Below are 23,341 nucleotides of genomic sequence, written 5' to 3'. Positions count from 1 at the left end.
ATGTTAAATTTGTAGAACCTCATAAAAAATTTTAGAAATGATAATTCAAAAAACTGAAAACTCCCGAATTTCTACATTCGACCCAAACAATTTTTCATTCGGAAATACTTTTATCGATCATATGATCATCTGTGAGTACGAAAACGGAAAATGGGGTGATGTAAAATTGGTTCCTTATGGTCCTTTGGCATTTACACCGGCAATGATGGGTGTAAATTACGGACAGGCTTGTTTTGAAGGCATGAAAGCCTATAAAGACAAAGACGGACAGGTTTTCCTTTTCAGGCCCGAAAAGAATTTTGAACGTATCAATAAGTCGGCAAAACGTCTTGCCATGCCGGAAATAACGGAAGAAATGTTTTTGGACGGACTGAAAGCATTGGTGGATATCGACAGAGAATGGATTCCTTCCGGAGAAGGTATGTCTTTGTACATCAGACCATTGATTTTCGCTACTGAAGAAGCATTGAAGGCGAGAGTTGCCAATAAATATATGTTCGCGATCGTTGCAACTCCTGCAAAGATGTATTATACAGAACCGGTTTCTGTAAAAATTTCAGACCACTATTCAAGAGCGGCAAGCGGTGGAGTAGGTTCTGCGAAAGCTGCCGGAAACTATGCGGCTTCTTTCTACCCGACTCAGTTGGCAATTGAAGAAGGATATGAGCAGATTATCTGGACGGATGATGCCACTCACGAATATTTCGAAGAAAGTGGTACGATGAACGTTTTCGTAAGAATCAACGATACCATTTATACACCTCCGACTTCCGAAAAAATCCTTGACGGAGTTACCAGAGACAGCTTTATTCAGTTGGCGAAGAAAAGAGGAATTGAAGTAAAAATAGAACCGATTAAAGTTCTGGATGTTGTGGAAGCTCAGAAAAACGGAACTTTGAAAGAAGTTTGGGGAGTAGGAACAGCGGTGGTTACTACCGTTTTCCAGGCTTTAGGTTACAAAGGAGAAAAGCTTGAATTGCCAAGATTATCAGACGAAGAAAGCTTCGCCGTTACTTTGAAAAATGACCTTGTGAATCTTCAGACAAACCTTTCAGACGATCCTTTCGGATGGAGAATTTTAGTAGACCACGTATTGGAAACAGTTTAATTTTTTAAATGTTAGATATTGAAAAGCCGGAAATTTTTTCCGGCTTTTTGTTTTTTCGTTACAAAGACTCTGTTGAGTGGAAAGGCTAGTGACAATTCGCCGTTGTTTTATTTTCATTTAGCATTCGGTGTCACTCTGAGCCTGCCGAAGAGTCTCTTATTGCAAATGTTTTATTCATGGCTGTTTTTAATGTATTATACTTCGCTTAGATCCTTTCAGGATGACAATCTGCATAATTATCATCTCTCGCAGATTTTGCAAATTTAGCAGATGATTAAGTAGAAAAAATCCGCACAATCTGCTAAATCTGCCAGAAACCAAAAAGGAAAATAACTTTCAGAACAATTGAAGGGTGATTTATTTGCAGTATGTTTGTCATGCTGAAAGCATCTGAACAAAGTTGTCAATGTATCGTTGAAAGCCTTTGATGACAAAAATGCAGTTAAAACATTTAAAAAAGTATAAACAATTTTAAATTGAAAAAAATCTGCGTAATCTGCATAATCTGCGGTAGATAATTCAAAAGATTCTTCCTTCCATAATGCTTCTCAAAATTTCAATCAGAATGACATGGGATTGTTAAATATTTTGGGAGATAAAAGGAATTGTTAACAATTATTCATTGTTTTTTCTTTCGTTTGGTATTCGCGGTGTCACTCTGAGCCTTTCCAAGAGCTTGTTTTCGAGCTTTTTATTTATAGATCGCTGTTCTTCTTTAATGTCCTCTGTTTAGATCCTTTCAGGATGACAATCTGCATGATGATATTATCTCTCGCAGATTTAGCAAATTTAGCAGATGATTAAGTAGAATAAATCTGCACAATCTGCTAAATCTGCGAGAAACAAAAAAGGAAAATAACTTTCAGAACAATTGAAGGGTGATTTATTGCAGTATGTTTGTCATACTGAAAGCATCTAAGCAAAGTTGTCAATGTATCGTTGAAAGCCTTTCAGGATGACAAAAATGCAGTTAAAACATTTAAAAAAGGATAAACAATTTTACATTGAAAAAATCTGCGTAATCTGCACAATCTGCGGGAGATAATTCAAAAGATTCTTCATTCCATAATGCTTCGCAAAATTTCAATCAGAATGACATGGGATTGTTAAAGATTTTGGGAGATAAAAAAAATTGTTAAAAATTATTCATTGTTTTGTCTTTCGTTTGGTAGTTGCGGTGTCATTCCTGAGCCTGCCGAAGAGCGCGTTTCTGAATGTTTTATTTATTGATCTCTATTCTTTTAAGTCATTGTTTAGATTCTTTCAGGATGACAATCTGCATGATTATCATCTCTCGTAGATTTTGCAAATTTAGCAGATGGTTAAGTAGAAAAAATCCGCACAATCTGCTAAATCTGCGAGAAACCAAAAAGGAAAATAGCTTTCAGAACAATTGAAGGAGATTTATTTGCAGTATGTTTGTCATGCTGAAAGCATCTAAAGAAAGTTTTCATTGTATCGTTGAAATCCTTTTCAGTATGACAAAAATGTTTTAATTACTTGAAGAAAAGGATAAACAATTTTACATTGAAAAAAATCTGCGTAATCTCCACAATCTGCGGAAGATTATTCAAAAGATTCTTCCTTCCATAATGCTTCGCAAAATTTCAATCAGAATGACATGATTCGTTAAAGATTTTAATAAAATAACAAGCTGTACTTGTTTGCCTATTGTAAGGAATGTCTGCAATCCTAGCCGGGATTGGAGCAATTGTCTGAGCTCATTTTTTTAGTTTACGGCGCGGCGAAGCCGCGCCGTAAACTAAAAAAATAGCGAGTGCGGAAAGCGCGATAAAGCTCCTTAAAAATAAAAATCCTTTCAAAAGCAGTGGAAATTTACATCATAATCCTCCAACTGTTTTACACTCAGGAAGACAGGGGAATTGTCACAACTTTTAATTCAATAAGTTCCTGAAGTTTTGTAATTGATTCCCGAAATGTGTATTTTCGCAAAAGTTTATGAAAAAAATACTCTTCATATCGATACTGGGTTTACTGAGCTGCAGCAAAAATGCGCAGACTCATCCTCCCGTTGGCGGCGTTCTCAGTAAGAACGATCTGGATGTTTCCAAAAACAGGATGAAAAACCTGAATGCACAGGAAAGATACCATATTCAGGAATGGATTGGCAGTCAGCCGGTAAAGTTTTATCCTACTCAGCTTAATTACTGGACGAATACGGAAGGTTTTGACCAAAGGCAGAGAAGGCAGGACAATACGTTGATCTCTTATTCTTATGACCTGTACGACTTCGATCAGACGAAAATCTACGATCAGCCAATCGCAAGAAGAGATGCCAAATTCGGTCATTTTGATGAACTGAAGGCGGTAGAAGATGCTTTGCGTTTTATACACGACGGTGAGGAAGTTACGCTTCTGGTTCCGTCTGCACTGGCGTATGGAACGTACGGAGATGAGAAGAAAATAGATAACGACATCCCACTAATCATAAAATTAAAAGCATTATAATCCATGAAATTGTTTAACAAGAATATAATTCTGGCGGCGGCAAGTGTTTCGCTGATGAGTTGTACACCAATTTATAAAAAAATGAACGTAGACAAAGAAACTTACGAAGGTCTTAATGACGGACTTTATGCGAATCTTCAGACGACAAAAGGTAATTTGATCGTAAAATTCGAGGATAAAAAAGCACCGGTAACTGTGGCTAATTTTATTGGTCTTGCAGAAGGAAAAATCGATAACAAAGCGAAGGCAAAAGGGGTTCCTTATTATGACGGAACGATTTTCCACAGAGTGATTAAAGATTTCATGATTCAGGGGGGAGATCCTCAGGGAACAGGAATGGGAGATCCGGGATATAAATTCGAGGACGAAAGAAACGATCTTAAGCATACCGGAAAAGGAGTGCTTTCTATGGCGAATTCGGGACCGAATACCAATGGTTCTCAGTTCTTCATCACAGAAGTGGCTACACCTTGGTTAGACGGAAGACACACGATTTTCGGGAAAGTGGTAAAAGGTGAGGATGTAATCGATGCGATTGCAAATGTAGAAAAAGGAGCGCAGGATAAACCTAAAACAGACATCGTTTTGGAAAAAGTTTCCGTTTTCAGCAAAGGGGACGAGTACAAAAACTACGATGCAGCAAAAACCTTCACGGAAGGAAAAGCTAAAATTGCAGAAAACAACAAAGCGTTTTTAGCAAAAGAAGAGGCTGAAAAAGCTAAAAAGGAAGCTGAATTCAAAGCCAATCAGGAAAAAATGGTTGAAGATCTGAAAGCAGGAATGCAGAAAACAGAATCCGGTCTTTACTATAAAATCACGAAAACAACAGAAGGAAAAGCTCCGAAAGCGGGCGATAACGTTTCTGTACACTATGCAGGAAAACTGGTGGACGGATCGGAATTCGATTCTTCTTTCAAAAGAAATGAGCCGATCGAAATTCCTATCGGGATGGGAAGAGTAATTAAAGGATGGGACGAAGGAATCCTTTTGTTAAAAGAAGGTGAAACGGCTACTTTACTGATTCCGCCGGCAATGGGTTACGGAGAAAGAGGAGCAGGAGGAGTAATTCCGCCAAACGCGTGGTTAATCTTCGATGTTGAGCTTGTAAAAGTAAAATAATCTGAATCTTACAATATTTGAAAGCCGTCCGAAAGGATGGCTTTTTTCGTTGCCGTTTGTTTGTAACGATTCGTCGGACTTCTGCGACAGATTTAAGAAAAGAAGAAACAATCGTCTTCTTTGAAAATCGTAACAACTGTCTATTTAAAATTATGAAAACCAAATCATTCCTGTTTCTGTTCCTGTTACTGTCATTGATGTCTTTTGCTCAGACGAAAGCAAATCCGGAAGATGCAGCTATTAAACAATCACTGTCGTATTTTGTGAATACGATTAAAACAAAGAAAATCGATCAGTCGGTGAACTGCATTTATCCTAAATTTTTTACGGTGATTCCGAAAGATCAGATGACGCAGATTCTGAACATTACCTACAACAATCCGTTTATGAAGATTGAAGTTCAGGATTTTAAGTTTGGGAATATTGCAAAGCCGGAACAGATTGATAAAGAATATTTCTCCATCGTTAATTATTTTCTCAAGCTGAAATGCAATGTCGGCTCCCTGAATGAAGACATGAAGAAGAAGATCCAAACGATGCTGATTCAGAAATACGGCAAAAACAATGTACAGTATGCTGCGAAGGAAAATTCTTACCTCATCAACGCCAATATGAAAGCCTGTGCCGTTTCCAAAGACAAAAAATACTGGAAGTTTGTGATCCTCGAAAATGAATACAAATCTCAGTTGGTAAAAGTGCTGCCGAAGAAGATTTTAGATAAAATTTAAACTTTTTGATTTTATTTATTGAAAACCACCCTTTCGGATGGTTTTTTTGTTGAAAATTCAGGGAAAATACGGTTTTCCGTAAAGTTTTGGAATATTATATTTATAGCTTTATAATAAAAATATAATATGTTAGAAATAGATTCTATTAGAATTATTAATTTTAAAAGTATCAAAGATTATACTTTTGATTTTAAAAATATAAATATTAACTCTAGTAATACAGGAATTTTTGTAGGATTAAATGAGAGTGGAAAATCAGCTTTTCTTGAGGCTATATATTTAATTGATGATGCAACTTTTAAATTCATCAATTATTCTGAATATTGCAATAATGATGCTCAAGAAAATAGTTTGAACTTAAAACTATATGCAAAATATATAATAAAAGATGAAGACTCAATTTTGAAGTCAATTATCAGTTCTGGAAGCTTTAATGCAAATCTTCTTAGAAATCTGAAAATAAATAGTATTACAAAAAAATTCTATGTAAATGAATCAAGCATTCCTGATGTTGTATACAGCATTGACTTTGATCTAGAAAATGTTAATTTAAATGATTATACTTTTTCAAAAAGTTATATTCATAAAGGACAACAAGAAACAAAAACGACAATTAGAAGATTAAATCCATCTGTTGATCATGAAAAATATATTAAAATAACAAAATCTGATATTGAATATGTTTTATTAGAAATTCTTTTGGATTACATAAAAGAAAATATACCTAAAATACAGTTGTGGAAAGCTTTACCAGAATTTTTAATTGACCGTGAAATAGATTTACTAGAATTTATTGAAAATCCAAATAAATCAATTCCGTTGAGAAATATATTTAATGTATTTGGTAAATCAACAAAAGAGGATATAAAGAAGACCGTTGAAAAAGCTATTACATCACCTTCAAAAAGAGAAGAGCTGCAGGACAAAATGTCAGAGTCAATAACAAAATATATAAATGCAATTTGGAAAGAGCATAAAATTAAAATTAGAATTTCTATAAATGGAAATTTTTGCAATGTATTTGTTGAGGATCAAGATAAAAAGTATTCATATTTTTCTATGACACAGAGAAGTGATGGATTTAAGCAATTTATATCTTTAATTCTTTCTTTATCTGCTTTAAATGAAGCAGCTACTTTAAAAAATAATATCATTCTAATTGATGAGCCTGAAGTTCATCTGCATCCTTCTGGAATAGCATATATGAGAGATGAACTTCTAAAAATAGGAAAAAATAATATTGTATTAGTTTCAACGCATAGCCCTTACTTAATTGATGTTAACACTCCGAAAAGGCATTACATGGTAACAAAAAGACAAGGAGAAACAAAAATTGAACAAGTTGATGAAAATACGAATTTTAGAGAAGACTCAGTCTTAAAAAGTGCATTCGGATTAAATTTATATAAAGAATTATTACCTAAAAAAATTATAATTGTCGAAGGTGGAGATGATAAATTTTTATTTAATTATTGCTTCAATCAATATAATTATAAAAATTTTGCAATTAAATCTGCGGGAGGTGCAAGTAAAATTCCAGGGTTCGCAAGTTTATTAAGTAGTGAAAATCTAGAGCCAATAATTATTTTTGATGCTGATAAAGAAGGAAAAGATAATAAGAAAAAGATAATTGATAATTATAAAGATAGCTATAATGAGACTAATGTTTTTACAATTAAAGATTTAAATAATGATCTTCCCGATAATTCTACTATTGAAGATTTATATCCAATAAATTTTTTTAAAGAATTTATGGAAAAAGAACTACAGGTAAATTTAACCTTGAATACTAATGAAGCGGTAATAATTCAGCTTAAAAATCAGAACGAAAAAATTAAAAACGATAAACAAAAATTAGAATCTTTAAAAATTAAAATTTCAAAAGAATTTATTAAAGAATATAAAACACTAGAACAGCTACAAGCTATTAGTCGATTAAATAAATTAATTTTAGAGTTTCAAAAAAGAACAGTGAAAGAGTAATATTTTAAAAACCGTTTTTTTTGATGGTTTTTTTATTTCGCAAAAACTCCTTATTATCCCAGAAACAATCCCATGAAAAACTCACTCCCCAATTTCCGCTCAATCTAAAAAAACATGTTAGAAAGAAACCATCTTGAACCTTGCGGAAGCAGTTCGAGCCATAGAAGTCTCGGCAGCTTTGTGAAAATCATGAATGCACTCATGGGAGAGGTGTATGCAGAACTGTATTTTCTGGAAATTCCCTCTTTCGATACCGAAAGAATTCTGTTTGTAGAACGAAAAAAAGGAATCGAAAACTACCGGATTGTTTATAAAATTGCAGAACGTGCGATCCGTCTTTCGGAAGGCAACGAAGAAGAAAGAATTTTAGAATATCAAAGAAAGCTGTCACCGGATTCCTATAAAATACTGCAACAATTGTTTGAAAGCGCGCTTTATCAGACGAGATATCCTAAAGAGCGTCGTATTGTTCTCGACGGAGTGCAATATTATTTCTGCAACATTTTGAAAATGGGGAAAATCTCATCACCCGAAGAGAATTCTTTAATCGGAAAACTCATAGACATCTGCGATAGAATAAAAAGTATGATTCAGTCCGACAACAGACCATTGGTTTTTGAGGATGATTTCATAGGTGAAATGGAAGCTTTAATCAGGGAAATAAATGGTGATTTAGAATAGTAATGAATGGTCTTCTTTTCATTCTGAAGAAGAATTCCACAAAGACACCGTTGTCTGATTAAAATTGTTTATAATTTCTCAAATGTATTTACTGCATTTTTGTCATCCTGAAAGGATCTCAGCTTAGTACAATTAATTTTAAAATACCAATGACTAAAACATTCAGAATAAGAGACTCTTCGGCAGGCTCAGAGTGACATCGCGAATACTAAACGAAAGACAAAACAATTAATAATTGTTTACAATTCTTTTTATTTGCCAACATCTTTAACGGTCGCTTGTCATTCTGATTGAAATTTTGCGAAGCATTATGGAAAGAAGAATCTTTTTGAATGATCTCCCGCGGATTATGCAGATTGCGCAGATTTTTTTCAATCTAAAATTGTTTATACTTTCTAAAATGTCTTTACAGCAGTTTTGTCATCCTGAAAGGATCTCAACGATACATTAAAAGCTTTGTTTAGATGCTTTCAGCATGACATACTGTAAATAATCACCCTCCAATTGTTCTGAAAGTTATTTTATTTTTTGGTTTCTCGCAGATTGAGCAGACTGTGCGGATTTTTATACTTAATCATCTGCTAAATTTGCATAATCTGCGGGAGATAATAATCATGCAGCTTGTCATCCTGAAAGGCTTTCAACGATACATTGAAAACTTTGTTTAGATGCTTTCAGCATGACAAACTGTAAATAAATCATCCTCCAATTGTTCTGAAAGTTATTTTATTTTTTGGTTTCTCGCAGATTTAGCAGATTGTGCGGATTTTTTCTATTTAATCATCTGCTAAATTTGCAAAATCTGCTAGAGATAATAATCATGCAGCTTGTCATCCTGAAAAGATCTAAACAATGACTTAAAAGAAAAGAGATCAATAAATAAAACATTCAAAAACGAGCTCTTCGACAGGCTCAAAGTGACACCGTGAATACTAACTATGTTATTTAAACAATGAAGGATTGTTTTTAGTAAAAACTTTAACGCTACATTGTCATTCTGACGAAGGAAGAATCTCAAAAATACTAAATGATGATAGAGACTCTTCGGTAAGCTCAGAGTGATGGCACGAATACTAACTGCAATATTTCTGAATTTTGCGAAAGATTGAACTACCCGAAATAAGTATTCCATAAGTAAAAGGGAAGTCTTACCTTAGCAGTACACTAAATTTAAAACTTATAACGATGGCTTACGATTTTAAAATCCGCTCAGCAGTTACTTCCACAGGAAAAACAGCCTATTATGCAAAGACAACCGGTCTTGGTGATCCGGAATTTTTCGTGGCATACAAAACCAAATATGAAGAAAGATTCGGGCTTTACAATGTTTCGGTTTCTAATAATCTTGTGTACAATGCCGCCGATTATGTGACAGAATTCGGTTTTTGGGCATACTTTATCGAGGCTACCGCGAAAGTGGAAAGTCAGGGCTCTTTTCTCTGCCTGAATACGTATGACAGAGCCTACTTTACGTTCGGTTTTATGCAGTTTGCAGCGCACGTTCCGAATGGAGATTTTGTAAGGTTTTTAAGAAAGCTGCTTACTTTACCGAATGCTTTGGAATACTTCCCGAGACTTCGCCTGATCGATGACAGAATCTATTATAAAAACGATACAGGAGCGACCTCACAGCTTGAAAACGACAGCAGTTCTCAAAAGCTGATGGAATATCTGAATCCCACCACCAACGAAGTGGAACAGCAGGAACTTATCTGCTCGGCAAGATTTATCCATTGGGCTTCCAACGACCCGAAACACAGAAGAGTACAGGTGGAACATTCCATCAGTCTGTATAAAGAAAACATGAAAAAGTACAGCAAAAGGCTGAACCTGAATGGTTATCCTGCAAAAGTATGCTTTATGATCTGCGATATTCTGCATCAGGGAAGAGGAACGTATGACAGGATCAGTTATGCGCTGGATACCGACAGTCACGAAAAAGCATTCCAGAATTTGTGTACGATAGGAAATACGCATTATCCGACAAGAATCAACGGTCTGAAAGCCCATCTGAAAAAGCTGGAACAGGCAGGATTGTTCAACAAAAAATATAAAGCTGATACGAATGAGTTTGTGTAGAAATCAGCTTAAAGAAATATAAAAACAGACGGTACATTCATTTGTACCGTCTGTTTTTTTAGTGAAATCTGTGAATGAGGCAATTATTGAAGAATAACTGCACAATCTTTACCTACAGTCTCCATTTTTGCTGGCATTCCCATTTTTTCACCCTGCTTTGTAAGTTTCTCTTTTTCAGGACCGTTCTTTAGAGTGTTCAGCTTATAAAATAATACAAGTTCTTCAGGCGTTAATTTTTCGCCTAAGTCTTTTGTAAAGCAATCTGCAAATTTTTCAGTCTTTGCTTTGGGTGTTCCGCTTGCAACCATTCCCTTCACCATAATGTTTTTGAGTGATTTTAGCATGGATTCTTTAGAATTCGTAGTCTGTACTTTTGTTTTGGCTTTAGATTGTGCCATTACGATCTGGCTGCTGCATAAAAGGATCATGCAGAATGCAAAAATGAGTTTCTTCATGTTTATTATTTTAGGGGCTAAAAGTAGGATAATTTTTTGAGAGTTGAGATTCGGAATAAAATTTATTTTTAAAGTGTTTCAATGGATGAAAAATGTTCAACAATTTTTCATTGTTTTTAAGTCTTGCATATAGTATTTTCGGTGTCACTCTGAGCCTGTCGAAGAGTCTCTTCTTCCTAAGAACTTGTTCATCGCTGAACAATCGTTATAATTTGGTTAGATCCTTTCAGGATGACAAGCTGTATGAGTGATTATTATCTCCCGCAGATTTTGCAAATTTAGCAGATGATTAAGTTAAAAAAATCTGCATAATCTGCTCAATCAGCGAGAAAAAAATAAGTATAAACTGCTCAAACATGACACGATTACGTTAATGATTTTACCAAAGAAAATAACGAAACAATTTTTCATTGTTTTTAAATGTTGCATATAGTATTTTCGGTGTCACTCTGAGCCTGTCGAAGAGTCTCTTCTTCCTAAGAACTTGTTCATCGCTGAACAATCGTTATAATTTGGTTAGATCCTTTCAGGATGACAAGCTGTATGAGTGATTATTATCTCCCGCAGATTTTGCAAATTTAGCAGATGATTAAGTTAAAAAAATCTGCATAATCTGCTCAATCAGCGAGAAAAAAATAAGTATAAACTGCTCAAACATGACACGATTACGTTAATGATTTTACCAAAGAAAATAACGAAACAATTTTTCATTGTTTTTAAATGTTGCATATAGTATTTGCGATGTCACTCTGAGCCTGTCGAAGAGTCTCTTTTTCGTAGAATTTGTTCATCATTGAGGTGTTCTTTAAATCAATCGTTACAATTTGATTAGATCCTTTCAGGATGACAAGCTGTATGAATGATTATTATCTCCCGCAGATTTTGCAAATTTAGCAGATGATTAAGTTAAAAAAATCTGCACAATCTGCTCAATCAGCGAGAAAAATATAAATATAAAACTGCTCAAACATGACTTTCAGAAAAATTAGAGGGTGATTTATTTACGGTATGTCATGCTGAAAGCATCTAAACAAAGTTTTTAATGTATCGTTGAGATCCTTTCAGGATGACAAAAAAACTGTGAATACATTGAGAAAGTATAAACAATTTTTTATTGTTTTTAAATATTGCATATAGTATTCGCGATGTCACTCTGAGCTTGTCGAAGAGTCTCTTCCTAAGGATTTGTTCATTGCTGAATAATTTTTATAATTTGGTTAGATCCTTTTATGATGACAAAAAAACTGTAAAGACATTTGAGAAAGTACAAACAATTTTTCATTGTTTTAAATATTGTGTTGAGCATGAGCATTTGCGGTGTCACTCTGAGCCTGCCGAAGAGTCTCTTTTTTCTAGGTTTTGTTCATCGCTGAACAATCGTTATAATTTGGTCAGATCCTTTCAGGATGACAAGCTGCATGATTATTATCTCTCGCAGATTTTGCAAATTTAGCAGATCATTAAGTCGAAAAAATCTGCCTAATCTGCAAAATCCGCGGGAGATTATTCAAAAGATTCTTCTTTCCATCATGCTTCGCAAAATTTCAATCAGAATCACACGTTACGTTAATGATTTTGCCAAAGAAAATAACGAAACAATTTTTCATTGTTTTAAATATCGCAGTAAGTATTTGCGGTGTCACTCTGAGCCTGTCGAAGAGTCTCTTCTTCAGAATTTTAAATAAAAAACCGCCCTTAAAAGAGCGGTTGTGTATGATATTTTACCAGTTCTTATCAATCATATAAATAATCTGCGTCAGAGTACTTGCTCCGAGCAAAAGTTCCCTTCGGTTTACTTTTTCAAAAGTATCTTCTTCCGTGTGATGAATGTCGAAATACCTTTGAGAATCGGGAACCAGTTCCGCTGTCGGAATTCCCAGATCATGAAGCGGATAAAGATCTGTCCCGGAATAGGTATTTTTAAAATCATAAACTCCGTAAGGTAAAAACAGGTCTGCCCAACTCTGGATCTGCTTTCTTTTTTCGTTATCCATTTCAAGGGAAATTCCTCTCGGGGTAAATCCTCCGGCATCCGTTTCTATGGCAAAAAGATGCTTTTCATTGTTTTCTTTCACGGTTTTACCGTACATAACGCCGCCTTTTACACCGTTTTCTTCATTGGCAAAACAAACAACGCGGATGGTGTGATTATTCTGGATGCCTAGATTTTTAAAAGTTCTCAGAACTTCAATGCTCTGCACGATTCCGGAACCGTCGTCATGTGCGCCTTCACCCACGTCCCACGAATCCAGATGTCCGCCGACAACGATTACGCTTTTATCTTTCTTTCCGGTAATTTCTCCGATCACGGAGTGGGAGAGCTTTTCGCCCTTCATGCCGCAGTTGGAGTTGAGTTTGGCCGTAATTTTCTGTGATTTTAAAAGTTCTGCCAGTTCGTCCGCCGTCGTGCTTCCGACCGCAACAGCAGGAATTTTTTTATCATCCTGATAACGCATGGAACCTGTATGCGGAACATCATCAAAGGCAGAGGAAAGAGAGCGGATAATCGCAAATTTTCCACCTTTTTTAGCCGTTAATGATGCAGCGGTAGATCTGTATTTTGCAGCATCACCATATCCTCTGAAAGTTTCTATATACGTCTGACTGAAAGGATAATTGAAGAACACAATCTTATCTTTTACCTGTTCCGGCGAAAGTTTATCGTATTCTTCCATGGATCTCACCATGATGATTTCTCCTGAAACATCTTTTCCTCCTGTTCCTTCAGAATTTCCCAGAGAAAGCATTTTTAAGCTTTTCCATTTTCCGCCGGAGGTTTTGATCTGTAAAGATTCTTTTCCGCGAACCCACACCGGAACCATTACTTCCTGTAGCCAGACTTTATCGGCTCCTGCATCACGAAGCTTTTGTTCTGCCCACGTTACGGCTTTTTCGTAGGATGCTGAACCGCTGAGACGATGACCTATATTTTTGGTTAATTCTCTCAGCTCGTTGTATGCTTTTCCTTTGTTTAATATTTCCGTAGAAATTTTTGCAAATTGTATGGAGTCTTCTTTTGCCTGACCAAAAACCGTCAATCCCAGAAGTGTTAAAGTTGTTCCTAATATCTTTTTCATTTTAAATATCCAATGATTAATTAAATGTAGGTTATTGAATTCGGCTTAAAATTCAATATAATTCAGCTTTGTATCTTTTATATAAAAGAGAATATTCTTTGCCAATTTATATGAAGATTCACGGTCAATCGGAATGCTTTTTAAAAGACCGTTTTCATTTCTTTCCCAGATCTCAATTTTTTCATCAAAAAGCAGTATGAATTTTTCATCATTAAAAAAAATAAGCTCCGAAAAGTCCTCAATTTTAATGCTTTTAGAATGGTTAAAGCTCCCGTTGGATAATTTCCGGATGCAGAGATTCTTATCATCCGCTAAATAGTTTTCAAAAGCAAGCTCCTGCAGATTTTCACTGATAACGTAATGATGTCCCAACTGATCTATTTTTTCAGAATATAAAATATCAATATGATCATGCGAATGTATATTTAAAACAACATGCAGAAATTTTGGGTCGTCACGGTCTTTACAATAGAGCGTTACTGTGAGAATATTGCTGTCGGATGAAGAAAAAAATTCAGACCTACCCTCATAGTAAAAATACATAAATTCATATTCATCAAAATTTTCATCAAAAAATTTCGTTAAATCATATTCCTTAAAATCTTTCAGGTCTGTGAGGGTTAAATCTTCCCGAAAAATATAATTTTTTAAAATGTGTACACTTTCGAACTGCTTTGGCTTTCTTAAAGCAATTTTTCCGTCAGAATTTATTTTTAAATGCCAAGAACCAGCACTCAGATAAAAATTATCTTCATCAACCGGATGAAACTCTATTCTGCTGTACGGTGTAAAACAGATTTTTTCATCCAGTAAAATTTCCCTTATAATACGATTCTTCAGATCTAATACCTCAAAAAACAATTCAGAATTTTGTTTTATCTTGAGCTGTATAATCTGCTGTTTTTCCGGAATGTAATCTGTTTTTATGATTTTAAAACCATTGAGGTTACTTCTTGATATCAAGTCGTCGAAAATATTCATTCCCCAAAAGTATTTACCAGTTTTTATCAATCATAAAAATCATTTGCGTCATCGCCACCGCACCGAGAAGAAGCTCTCTTTTGTTCACTTTATCAAAGGTATCCTGTTCGGAATGATGATAATCGAAATATCTTTGGGTGTCTACCACAAGCTCAGCCAAAGGAATATCCATTTTCTTTAAAGGAGAAATATCCTGAATGGCTTCTGTCTGGTCAAAATCGTAAACGCCATAAGGAAGGAAATAATTTTTCCATTCGAAAATCTGTTTTCTTCTCTGCGGAGACATATCCAGAGAAAATCCTCTCGGAGAATAGCCTCCTGCATCGGTTCCCAGTGCAAAAATGTGCTTTTCATCTTTCTTCTTCACGTACGCTGCATACATTTCGCGTCCCTGTCCGCCATTTTCACTGTTTGCGTAGAAAACAACGCGTATCGTATGGTTATTTTCAAGACCTAAAGCTTTGAATGTTATTAAAACTTCAATACACTGTGCGACTCCGGTTCCGTCATCAATTGCTCCTTCTCCGAAATCCCACGAATCGAGCTGTGCACCCAAAACAATTACCTTAGAATCTTTTTTACCCTGAATTTCAGCAATGATATTCGGATTGGTGGTGTCGCCTTTGGATTGGGCTGTCATATTCAGTTTAGCGGTAACTTTCTGGTTTTTTAATAATTTTTCCAGTTCATCAGCCGATTTTACTCCGATGGATAAAGCGGGAATTCTTATTTTATCATCCGGTTCGTAATACACCATTTTTGCGTGTGGCGTATCGTCTGAAGCCGTCGTTAATGATCTTATAATTAATGCTTTCGCTCCGGTTTTAGCAATAACGGAAGCGGAAATAAGTTTGGATTTTGCAGTGATTAAATAAGAATCGCTTGTATTGATGATCTTTGGATCCATCGGAAGATTCACAAAAACGATTTTATCTTTCAGTTGTCCCACCGACATGGCGTTAAGCTCTGAGGTAGAATTGATGAGCACAATTTCACCGGTAAGATCTTTTCCGCCCGTTCCTTCAGAGTTTCCGAAAGAAAGCATTCTGATGTTTTTCCAGTCTCCATTGGCGGTTTTGATCTGCAGAGATTCTTTTCCTCTGATCCAGACCGGAGCTTTGGCTTCCATTCTCCAGATCATATCGATCCCGATTTCTTTAAGCTTTTTTTCTGCCCAGTCTACAGCCCTCATGTAACCCGGCGTTGCGCTGAAACGCGGCCCGATTCCTTTGGTAAGCTGTCCCAGATTTTCGTACGCCGTTCCGTTGGTCATGATTTCGTCGGAAATCTTTTTAAATTCATCGTGGTAATTGAATTTTTCGCCGACAGCAGTTTTCTTAACCGGTTTTTTCAGAGGTTTTTTTTGAGAAAATAAAAATCCACCCAAAAAGAGTGGAATGATAATGAATATTTTTTTCATTTTTTATTTACCTTTTCTTTTCCGCAGATAAAAGTAGGGAAAAAATAGTAATTTAATCTATCTTCGGATTAAGAAACCCGCAGTTAATTATTTTTAACGCAATGAACACGAGGATTTTTTTATGTATAACTTTAATTGTCCGTTCGCAAGGGCGTATAACTCAGCAAAGGCTTCATTTGCTGAACGAAGTGTCTTTGCGAACGGAACATATTTCAAAATTTTGAATACCTCTTTGCAATCTTAGCGTTAATCGAAAGAATTATATTGAATAGAGGTAAAGATTAAGGTTTCATATCGTACATTAATAACGCAGTAACCAATTTAGGTTCAATGAAAGTGCATTTCGGAGGCATGCTGAGTTTCAGGTCTGAAATTTTAATCATATCATTAAAACTTACAGGGTAGATCCCGAATCCCGCTTTTCCTTCTCCGTTGTCTACTTTTTCTTTAAGATGATTGATCCCCTCAATATTGGAAGTTCCTTTTACGTAAGAAATTTTCTCCGAGCTGTCCGGATCTTCAATTTTTAAAATATCTTTAAAGATGTATTTGTCTAAAAGATGATGATCCAGATTATCCAGAGACATTTCCTGAGAACGAAGGTCGTGCTTTACGTGAAGGGAGTAAAATTTACCGTCCATATACATCGAAATGTGGAATTTCTGGGAAGGAAAATATGCCGTTTCTCCTTTTTCGTGGATCAGGAAATATTTTTCCAGTTCCTTTAAAAATTCTTCGTTCGAAAGACCGTTAAGATCGGTTAAGATTCTGTTGTAATCGTGGATTTTAATCGACTGGTTGGAAACGATAAAGCTGTACACGAAATTGTAATGTTCCGTTCCGTTATGTCTTTTGTTTTTTTCTTTCTGATGTTTGGCGTTCAGCGCAGTGGAACCGATTCTGTGGTGTCCGTCTGCAATGTAAAAAGAATCGATCTGATCAATCACTTCCTTAAACTGCTGCAATTTTAAACGGTTATCGATTCTCCAGATTTTATGACGGATTCCTTTGGTATCCACATGATTGAAGATCGGAACGTTTTTCTCCTCATGGTTCATCAGCAATTCGATTTTCGAATTTGCAGGATAGGTAAGAAGTACAGGTTCTGCCTGAAGATTCACTTTTTCAAGATAATGAGCCAGTTTTTCTTTTTTCTGGGGAATGGTACTTTCGTGTCTCTTGATTTTTCCGTTCCAGAAATCTTCGATGCTCGCCAAACCGAGAAGCCCTCTGAAAACCTGTTTGTTGGGATAAATCTGTTCATAAAGATAGTATGCAGAATTGTCCTGAACGAGTTTTTTCTCTTCCATCAATTCTTCAAAAGTCGACCGGATCTTCCTTAAATTCCTGTCGATATCTTTGGATTTACTTACGACATAAGGCTTTATCATGTTGATGTAAGTGTCTTCCATCTGAGCTTTTTCCGCGATCTCTTCCTGCGTAAAATTGTCCAGAGGATGAGTAGGGAAGGTGCTCTCATAGTCTTTATGAGGTCTTATTCCACGAAAAGGTTTAAAAATAGGCATATTTTAGTTTATAGTTTCTTTAATCTTAATAATCTGTTCTGCAAGCTCGAGTCCGATTTTTTCCTGTGCATCCACGGTATTTCCGCCTACGTGCGGAGAAAGGGAAAGCGAAGGATTCATCAGCAAAAGCACTTCCGGAGTGGGTTCTTTTTCAAAAACATCCAGTGCAGCTCCGGCAACTTTTCCGGATTCGATGAAGTCTATCAGGGAAACTTCATTCATCACACCTCCTCTTGCAGTATTTACAATGTAGACTCCGTCTTTCATTTTTTCAAATTGTGGCGTGTCTATGATATATTCGTTTGTTTTCGGCGTATTGAGACTGATGAAGTCTGTATCTTTTAAGAATTCATCCATATCGTTGGTGGAAGTAATTTCGAAACTAACAGTTTGTCCGTCGAAAAAATCCAGTGAAAGGACTTTGGTTTTAGGCTTTCTGGTAAGAACTTTCACTTTCATACCCAGAGAGATTCCCATTTTTACAACTTCCTGTCCGATACTTCCAAAGCCGATAACCCCCAATGTTTTTCCTGAAAGTTCGTATGCTTTCGAGAAGGATTTTTTCATGGCGTTGAAGTGGGTTTCTCCTTCCAAAGGCATTAACCTGTTGGATTCATGAAGAAACCTTGCCAGTGAAAAGAAATGTGCAAACACCAATTCTGCAACCGATTTTGAGGATGCAGTCGGCGTATTGATGATGTAGATTCCTTTATCAATAGCGTATTCAACGTCGATATTATCCATTCCGATTCCGCCTCTTCCGATAATTTTAAGATTAGGACAGGCATCAATGAGATCCTGTCTTACTTTGGTAGCGCTTCTTACCAAAAGAACATCTACGTTATTCTCGTTGATGAAATTAATGACGTGATCCTGTGCAACTCTGTTGTCCAAAACTTCTATTCCGGCATCTTTAAGTGCCTGTTCTCCTGCTTTCGAAATTCCGTCGTTGGCTAAAACTTTCATGGTTTTATTTTGACTTAAATATTTAATGGTTCAAAATTTAAACAGTCTCGCAAATTAAGAAAATTTAAAATAACATTAAATATTTGTTAAGTATTTGAAATTTAATAATTTATATTATTTTATGGATTTCATAACATCTACTAAAACCTGTACGCTTTCAATCGGTAAAGCATTGTACAAACTTGCTCTGTAACCTCCCAGACTTCTGTGTCCGTTCAGTCCGCTGATTCCCGCAGCTTTCCATGCCGCATCAAATTCTTCTTTTTTGCTCTCGTCTGTAATTTTGAAAGATACATTCATTAAAGAACGGTCTTCTTTTACGCAGAATGTTTCAAATAAAGGATTGCTGTCGATCTCATCGTATAGCAGTTTTGCTTTTGCTTCGTTTCTGGCTTCTGCGGCGGCAATTCCACCATTGTTTTCCAGATGCTGTAACGTTAACAGAGAAGCATAAACAGGGAAAACCGGCGGTGTGTTGTACATGGATTCTTTAGAAATATGCTGAGCATAATCCAGAATAGAGAACATATTTTCTCTTCCTGTTTTTCCTAAAATTTCTTTTTTAATTACCACCAAAGTTACTCCTGCAGGACCCATATTTTTCTGAGCTCCCGCATAGATTAAATCAAATTTTGAAAAATCTAATTGTCTTGAGAAAATATCAGAACTCATGTCGCAAACCATCAAAGTATCTGCTTCAGGGAAAGACTTCATCTGAGTTCCATAGATCGTATTATTGGAAGTGCAGTGGAAATAATCATATTCTGAACCTACGGTGTAATCTTTCGGAATAAAAGAATAATTTTCTTCTTTTGAAGAACCTACAATGTCTACTGTTCCTACTTTTTTAGCTTCTTTTACAGCTCCTGCAGCCCATGTTCCGGTATCCAGATAAGCTGCTTTTCCGCCTACTTTCATCAGGTTGTAAGGAACCATGGCAAACTGCAGACTTGCACCGCCTCCTAAATATAAAACTTCGTAATCATCTCCTAAATTCATCAGTCTTTTTACGATAGCGCGTGCTTCATCCATTACCGCTACGAAATCTTTGCTTCTGTGCGAAATTTCAAGCAGGGAAAGTCCGATTCCGTTGAAATCTAAAATTGCCTGTGCAGATTTTTCGAAAACTTCCTGTGGTAAAATACATGGTCCTGCGCTAAAGTTGTGCTTTTTGCTCATATTATTATTTTTTGGGATTTCCTGTAAAAATTTCTTCTTACAGATTCATTTATAGTTTCTTATTGAATTGTTCTGAATTTTTGTATATAAAAAACCGCCTCATGATTGATGAGACGGCAGTTTTTTATTCTCCGTGTAAGAATGCTTTTTTATTAAGCAGTGCTTCTTCAGATTCTACATGATCTTCATCCGGAACACAGCAGTCTACCGGACAAACGGCTGCACACTGTGGCTCCTCATGGAATCCTTTACATTCCGTACATTTATCTGTTACAATGAAATAAACATCATCACTTACAGGTTCCTGCGGTGCATCTGCATCCACTGTAAGACCTGATGGTAATGTTACGGTACCTTTTAGTTCTGTACCTTCTGAAGCTTTCCAGTCTACTGCTCCTTCATAAATTGCATTGTTTGGACATTCCGGTTCACAGGCTCCGCAGTTAATGCATTCATCAGTTATTTTAATAGCCATCGCTAATTTTTTTTAAATTTGCACAAAATTACAAAATATTCCCCAATTTTAAAGCAATTATGAATACCGAAAATCAAGTTTTAGGACTTACGAGACTAAGCCAATATATAAAAGACTTTTTAAATAAAAATCAGGAAGATTATAATGATAACGATTCAGACTTTGAATTGTTACTGAAACGATCTGAAATTGAAAATCCGTGGTTTACCATTGAAAACCAGAAGTTTGCTTTGAAACAGTGGACGGATCTTCTCACGGAAGAAAATATTGCCCACTGGCTGAAAGAATATCAGATCTCAAAGACTACGAAAAGAGTAGGGCTTATTCTTGCAGGAAATATTCCTTTGGTGGGTTTTCACGATGTAATTTCTGTGGTGCTGAGCAATCATATTCCGGTGATCAAGCTTTCTTCAAAAGATAAATACATGATTCCGTTTTTATTAAAGAAATGGAATGAATTTTCGGAAGGAAATGTCTCGTTTGAATTTGTAGAGAAACTTGAGAATTTTGATGCAGTAATTGCTACAGGAAGCAACAATACAGCGAGATATCTGGAATATTATTTTAAAAACCACCTGAATATCATCAGAAAAAACAGGACTTCCATTGCTGTTTTAAAAGGGGATGAAACAGAGGGGGAGCTTAAGCTTCTGGCGGAAGATATTTTCCGTTATTTCGGTTTGGGATGCAGAAATGTAACCCGGCTTTTTATTCCTCAGGATTTTGTTCTCGACAGATTATTTGAAAGTTTTCTGGATTTTCAGGAGATCATCAATCATAATAAATATGCCAATAATTATGATTACAACAGGGCGGTTTATCTTTTAAATCAGGATAAATTCTGGGATAATAATTTTGTAATGCTGAAGGAAGATGAAAAATTATTCAGTCCGCTTTCCGTGATCAATTTCAGCAGATATTCTTCTCTGGATGAAGTGAAAAGTTTTATGGCGGAAAACGAAGAAAATATTCAGTGTGTGGTGGCGAAAGATGAGCTTGGTTTGGATTCCATTAAATTCGGAGAAGCCCAAAATCCGGGGTTGAATACGTATGCGGATAATGTAGATACGATGAAATTTTTATCGGTAATATAATTCTTTGTATCTTGCTGTCTGCAAATCATTTTATTATGAAAAAAATACTTCTGATTGTTGCGGCTTTGGCTTTTCAGGCGGGTTTTTCGCAGGAAAGCAAAATAAAAGTTGTTGAAAGCAAGAAAATAGAGCTTACTTCGGAATTGAGTAAAGATAAAATCGACTTTTATCATCCGTATTTTCTGAAATTTGTGGATGCATTAAAAAGATCGGATAAAGAAGCCGTCAATACTCTTATTTCAGATAAAGTGAAAAGTATTGTTTCAGACAATGTCATTCAGAAATTATCGGGCGGAATAAGCTTCGAACGTACATTTGAAGTGTATAAATCCGGATACCAGAAGCTGCTGGATAACGAAACATATCCAACAATTCAGTATAAATATAAAGACGATACGCTTTCTCCTCCAAGAGATCTGGTTACCGTAGTTTTTGAAAATGACGGTAAAATCTTAGGAGTTATGCCGGATTACAGCAGGTAATTTATAAGTGATAAGCAATACGGAATCGTGTATTCCGTTTATTGTTTATTGAAACAGTTTAAACATAATGAAAAAAATACTTTTAGTTCTTTCCGTTTTGTCGGCACCGTTTTTTCTTTCACAAAAGACAAAAAATGTGAAACCGGAAACAAAAAAGAACACGAACGCAAATGTAGCCACCGATGTAAAACCTTCTTTAAGTCTTACGAAGGAGGAAATTGAACTCTACAACGGAAAATTTCTGAAATTTATCGCTGCCCTGAAGGTTTCTGACCGAAAAGCCATGGATGAACTTTTATCCGAAAAAGCTAAAAAGATGGTAACAGATGTTGTCTACCAGAAGCTTGCCGCAGATATAAAGACGAACAAAACGTTTCAGATTATCAAAGCCAGTTATAAACCCTTAATTGACGGAAGCAGTCTGCCAATGATTCAGTATAAATATTCTGATGATAAAGCCGCTGAACCCAAAGAGGTGATTACGGCAGTTTTTGAAACAGACGGAAAGATTATGGGAATTAAACCGTATAAGATTGTGAAGTAATTCAGAAATTTTTTGATAAAACACGATGAAAATTAAAATATTAGGGATTCTCCTGATCAGTCAGTTTTGTTATTCTCAAAATATAATTCAGACTGATATTCAAGGGAAAAAACTGAATGATTTTATTCAGTTGGAGAATAAATTAGGAAGCAAAATTGTCAAGACAGATGAAGAGTACATTTCTTTCGAGCCCGTTCTTCAGCCTGTTATTTTTGAAAGAAAAGAAAAGGAAATCCCAAATCTTCGTGTATTTTATAAAGCCTATAAAACCGATTCTGCTATTGCGGAAATTCTTTATGAATGGGATGTTTACAATTTTGATAAAGGCGAAAATGTGAAAAAACCGATCAGCTTTAATAAAGCCATGATAAAGAAATATGAAGAGCTTATCAGCGAGGTTTCGAAAAAATATGGCAAAAGCCATCAGAAAGGAAATTTGAATAATCTCAATCTCCTTAATTCCAGAGAAGGACTCCACCGAAGTGATGAATGGAAGATTAAAGACAGTATAAATATCTTTGCCTATATTGATCTTTCGGAATATTATGAAAGACAAGGAATGATGGCTACAGTTCCCGGACATAAAATTAGATTGTATGTAAAATATGAGCGAAAAGAAGATGATGGAAATGCGTTAGGAAAAGAGAAGGTAAGTTTATATATTGTTGAATTTCGAAAATTTATTGAAAAGCTTAAAACTTCTGATTTTGCCGGAGCAAGAAATTTGCTTTCAGAAAAAATTGCCGGTTCCACAACGGATGATATGCTTAAAACTTTAGCTGAAAACATTCATTTTGATAAGCAGATTGATGTTTTATGACAGGGCTTCAGTTGGTAAATGATGGAAGCCAATATCCGATGGTTCAGTTTAAATATAATGAAGAAGTTTCCCCACCCAAAGAAATGATCACCGTTCTTTTTGAGGATAGCGGAAAAATTATAGGAATAAAACCTATGAAAAGATTAGAATAACAT

Annotated in this window: 20 protein-coding genes; 12 read left to right on the top strand and 8 right to left on the bottom strand. The window is 35.6% G+C overall.

Annotated features, from left to right (window positions below):
* The first annotated feature begins 37 nt into the window (after window positions 1-37).
* The 7 genes from BW951_RS02950 (at window position 38) to BW951_RS02920 (ending at window position 10,167) form a co-directional block, all read left to right on the top strand.
* A complete protein-coding gene (locus tag BW951_RS02950; RefSeq protein ID WP_076390418.1) occupies window positions 38-1,108 on the top strand; it encodes a branched-chain amino acid aminotransferase in 1,071 nt (356 codons plus the stop codon).
* A gap of 1,959 nt (window positions 1,109-3,067) precedes the next feature.
* Window positions 3,068-3,577 (top strand): FKBP-type peptidyl-prolyl cis-trans isomerase, encoded by a 510-nt coding sequence (locus BW951_RS02945; protein WP_076390417.1) that lies wholly within the window; start codon window positions 3,068-3,070, stop codon window positions 3,575-3,577.
* A gap of 81 nt (window positions 3,578-3,658) precedes the next feature.
* Window positions 3,659-4,696, top strand: a complete 1,038-nt coding sequence (locus BW951_RS02940) for a peptidylprolyl isomerase (RefSeq protein ID WP_228423085.1) — start codon at window positions 3,659-3,661, stop codon at window positions 4,694-4,696.
* Between the two features lie 152 nt (window positions 4,697-4,848).
* Window positions 4,849-5,424, top strand: a complete 576-nt coding sequence (locus tag BW951_RS02935; RefSeq protein WP_076390415.1) for a hypothetical protein — start codon at window positions 4,849-4,851, stop codon at window positions 5,422-5,424.
* Between the two features lie 126 nt (window positions 5,425-5,550).
* Window positions 5,551-7,407 (top strand): AAA family ATPase, encoded by a 1,857-nt coding sequence (locus tag BW951_RS02930; RefSeq protein WP_076390414.1) that lies wholly within the window; start codon window positions 5,551-5,553, stop codon window positions 7,405-7,407.
* Between the two features lie 114 nt (window positions 7,408-7,521).
* Window positions 7,522-8,088, top strand: a complete 567-nt coding sequence (locus tag BW951_RS02925) for a hypothetical protein (RefSeq protein WP_076390413.1) — start codon at window positions 7,522-7,524, stop codon at window positions 8,086-8,088.
* A gap of 1,185 nt (window positions 8,089-9,273) precedes the next feature.
* On the top strand, window positions 9,274-10,167 hold the full coding sequence (locus tag BW951_RS02920) for a hypothetical protein (protein WP_076390412.1): 894 nt from the start codon (window positions 9,274-9,276) through the stop codon (window positions 10,165-10,167).
* An 83-nt stretch (window positions 10,168-10,250) separates the two neighbouring features.
* Here the strand turns inward: BW951_RS02920 and BW951_RS02915 are convergent, their stop codons facing one another.
* The 8 genes from BW951_RS02915 to BW951_RS02880 form a co-directional block, all read right to left on the bottom strand.
* Window positions 10,251-10,622, bottom strand: coding sequence for a hypothetical protein (locus tag BW951_RS02915; RefSeq protein ID WP_139326076.1), 372 nt, complete (start codon window positions 10,620-10,622; stop codon window positions 10,251-10,253).
* A gap of 1,721 nt (window positions 10,623-12,343) precedes the next feature.
* Complete coding sequence (locus BW951_RS02910; protein ID WP_076390410.1) at window positions 12,344-13,699, bottom strand: M28 family peptidase; 1,356 nt, start codon at window positions 13,697-13,699, stop codon at window positions 12,344-12,346.
* A gap of 45 nt (window positions 13,700-13,744) precedes the next feature.
* A complete protein-coding gene (locus tag BW951_RS02905; RefSeq protein WP_076390409.1) occupies window positions 13,745-14,680 on the bottom strand; it encodes a hypothetical protein in 936 nt (311 codons plus the stop codon).
* 13 nt (window positions 14,681-14,693) lie between these two features.
* A complete protein-coding gene (locus BW951_RS02900; RefSeq protein WP_084196343.1) occupies window positions 14,694-16,100 on the bottom strand; it encodes a M28 family peptidase in 1,407 nt (468 codons plus the stop codon).
* A 281-nt stretch (window positions 16,101-16,381) separates the two neighbouring features.
* Window positions 16,382-17,626 carry a DUF1015 domain-containing protein gene (locus BW951_RS02895; protein WP_076390408.1) on the bottom strand — a complete coding sequence of 415 codons (1,245 nt, stop codon included), beginning with the start codon at window positions 17,624-17,626 and terminating at the stop codon, window positions 16,382-16,384.
* A gap of 3 nt (window positions 17,627-17,629) precedes the next feature.
* Window positions 17,630-18,592, bottom strand: coding sequence for a D-2-hydroxyacid dehydrogenase (locus tag BW951_RS02890; RefSeq protein ID WP_076390407.1), 963 nt, complete (start codon window positions 18,590-18,592; stop codon window positions 17,630-17,632).
* Between the two features lie 114 nt (window positions 18,593-18,706).
* The gene (gene serC, locus BW951_RS02885; RefSeq protein ID WP_076390406.1) at window positions 18,707-19,771 is read right to left on the bottom strand and encodes a 3-phosphoserine/phosphohydroxythreonine transaminase; all 1,065 of its coding nucleotides are present in this window, start codon (window positions 19,769-19,771) and stop codon (window positions 18,707-18,709) included.
* A 124-nt stretch (window positions 19,772-19,895) separates the two neighbouring features.
* A complete protein-coding gene (locus BW951_RS02880; RefSeq protein ID WP_034682968.1) occupies window positions 19,896-20,246 on the bottom strand; it encodes a 4Fe-4S binding protein in 351 nt (116 codons plus the stop codon).
* Between the two features lie 59 nt (window positions 20,247-20,305).
* On the opposite strand from BW951_RS02880, the gene BW951_RS02875 reads away from it, so the two are divergent.
* The 5 genes from BW951_RS02875 (at window position 20,306) to BW951_RS22615 (ending at window position 23,338) form a co-directional block, all read left to right on the top strand.
* Window positions 20,306-21,340, top strand: a complete 1,035-nt coding sequence (locus BW951_RS02875) for an acyl-CoA reductase (RefSeq protein WP_076390405.1) — start codon at window positions 20,306-20,308, stop codon at window positions 21,338-21,340.
* A 35-nt stretch (window positions 21,341-21,375) separates the two neighbouring features.
* A complete protein-coding gene (locus tag BW951_RS02870; RefSeq protein ID WP_076390404.1) occupies window positions 21,376-21,822 on the top strand; it encodes a hypothetical protein in 447 nt (148 codons plus the stop codon).
* A 67-nt stretch (window positions 21,823-21,889) separates the two neighbouring features.
* Window positions 21,890-22,366, top strand: coding sequence for a hypothetical protein (locus BW951_RS02865; protein WP_076390403.1), 477 nt, complete (start codon window positions 21,890-21,892; stop codon window positions 22,364-22,366).
* A gap of 25 nt (window positions 22,367-22,391) precedes the next feature.
* Window positions 22,392-23,186: a hypothetical protein gene (locus tag BW951_RS02860; protein WP_076390402.1), complete on the top strand. Its 795-nt coding sequence runs from the start codon at window positions 22,392-22,394 to the stop codon at window positions 23,184-23,186.
* Window positions 23,183-23,338 (top strand): hypothetical protein, encoded by a 156-nt coding sequence (locus tag BW951_RS22615; protein WP_175608774.1) that lies wholly within the window; start codon window positions 23,183-23,185, stop codon window positions 23,336-23,338. Before BW951_RS02860 ends, BW951_RS22615 begins: the two co-directional genes overlap by 4 nt.
* The last annotated feature ends 3 nt before the right edge of the window (window positions 23,339-23,341 follow it).

It is taken from the genome of Chryseobacterium gambrini (genome assembly GCF_900156825.1).
In the GTDB taxonomy this organism is placed as follows: domain Bacteria; phylum Bacteroidota; class Bacteroidia; order Flavobacteriales; family Weeksellaceae; genus Chryseobacterium; species Chryseobacterium gambrini.
This window is presented reverse-complemented; position numbering and strand designations above follow the sequence as displayed.

Coding starts and splice junctions, on each gene's coding strand:
- BW951_RS02950 (WP_076390418.1), top strand. CDS start 38: ATGATAATTCAAAAAACTGAAAACTCCCGAATTTCTACATTCGACCCA.
- BW951_RS02945 (WP_076390417.1), top strand. CDS start 3,068: ATGAAAAAAATACTCTTCATATCGATACTGGGTTTACTGAGCTGCAGC.
- BW951_RS02940 (WP_228423085.1), top strand. CDS start 3,659: ATGAACGTAGACAAAGAAACTTACGAAGGTCTTAATGACGGACTTTAT.
- BW951_RS02935 (WP_076390415.1), top strand. CDS start 4,849: ATGAAAACCAAATCATTCCTGTTTCTGTTCCTGTTACTGTCATTGATG.
- BW951_RS02930 (WP_076390414.1), top strand. CDS start 5,551: ATGTTAGAAATAGATTCTATTAGAATTATTAATTTTAAAAGTATCAAA.
- BW951_RS02925 (WP_076390413.1), top strand. CDS start 7,522: ATGTTAGAAAGAAACCATCTTGAACCTTGCGGAAGCAGTTCGAGCCAT.
- BW951_RS02920 (WP_076390412.1), top strand. CDS start 9,274: ATGGCTTACGATTTTAAAATCCGCTCAGCAGTTACTTCCACAGGAAAA.
- BW951_RS02915 (WP_139326076.1), bottom strand. CDS start 10,622: ATGAAGAAACTCATTTTTGCATTCTGCATGATCCTTTTATGCAGCAGC.
- BW951_RS02910 (WP_076390410.1), bottom strand. CDS start 13,699: ATGAAAAAGATATTAGGAACAACTTTAACACTTCTGGGATTGACGGTT.
- BW951_RS02905 (WP_076390409.1), bottom strand. CDS start 14,680: ATGAATATTTTCGACGACTTGATATCAAGAAGTAACCTCAATGGTTTT.
- BW951_RS02900 (WP_084196343.1), bottom strand. CDS start 16,100: ATGAAAAAAATATTCATTATCATTCCACTCTTTTTGGGTGGATTTTTA.
- BW951_RS02895 (WP_076390408.1), bottom strand. CDS start 17,626: ATGCCTATTTTTAAACCTTTTCGTGGAATAAGACCTCATAAAGACTAT.
- BW951_RS02890 (WP_076390407.1), bottom strand. CDS start 18,592: ATGAAAGTTTTAGCCAACGACGGAATTTCGAAAGCAGGAGAACAGGCA.
- serC (WP_076390406.1), bottom strand. CDS start 19,771: ATGAGCAAAAAGCACAACTTTAGCGCAGGACCATGTATTTTACCACAG.
- BW951_RS02880 (WP_034682968.1), bottom strand. CDS start 20,246: ATGGCTATTAAAATAACTGATGAATGCATTAACTGCGGAGCCTGTGAA.
- BW951_RS02875 (WP_076390405.1), top strand. CDS start 20,306: ATGAATACCGAAAATCAAGTTTTAGGACTTACGAGACTAAGCCAATAT.
- BW951_RS02870 (WP_076390404.1), top strand. CDS start 21,376: ATGAAAAAAATACTTCTGATTGTTGCGGCTTTGGCTTTTCAGGCGGGT.
- BW951_RS02865 (WP_076390403.1), top strand. CDS start 21,890: ATGAAAAAAATACTTTTAGTTCTTTCCGTTTTGTCGGCACCGTTTTTT.
- BW951_RS02860 (WP_076390402.1), top strand. CDS start 22,392: ATGAAAATTAAAATATTAGGGATTCTCCTGATCAGTCAGTTTTGTTAT.
- BW951_RS22615 (WP_175608774.1), top strand. CDS start 23,183: ATGACAGGGCTTCAGTTGGTAAATGATGGAAGCCAATATCCGATGGTT.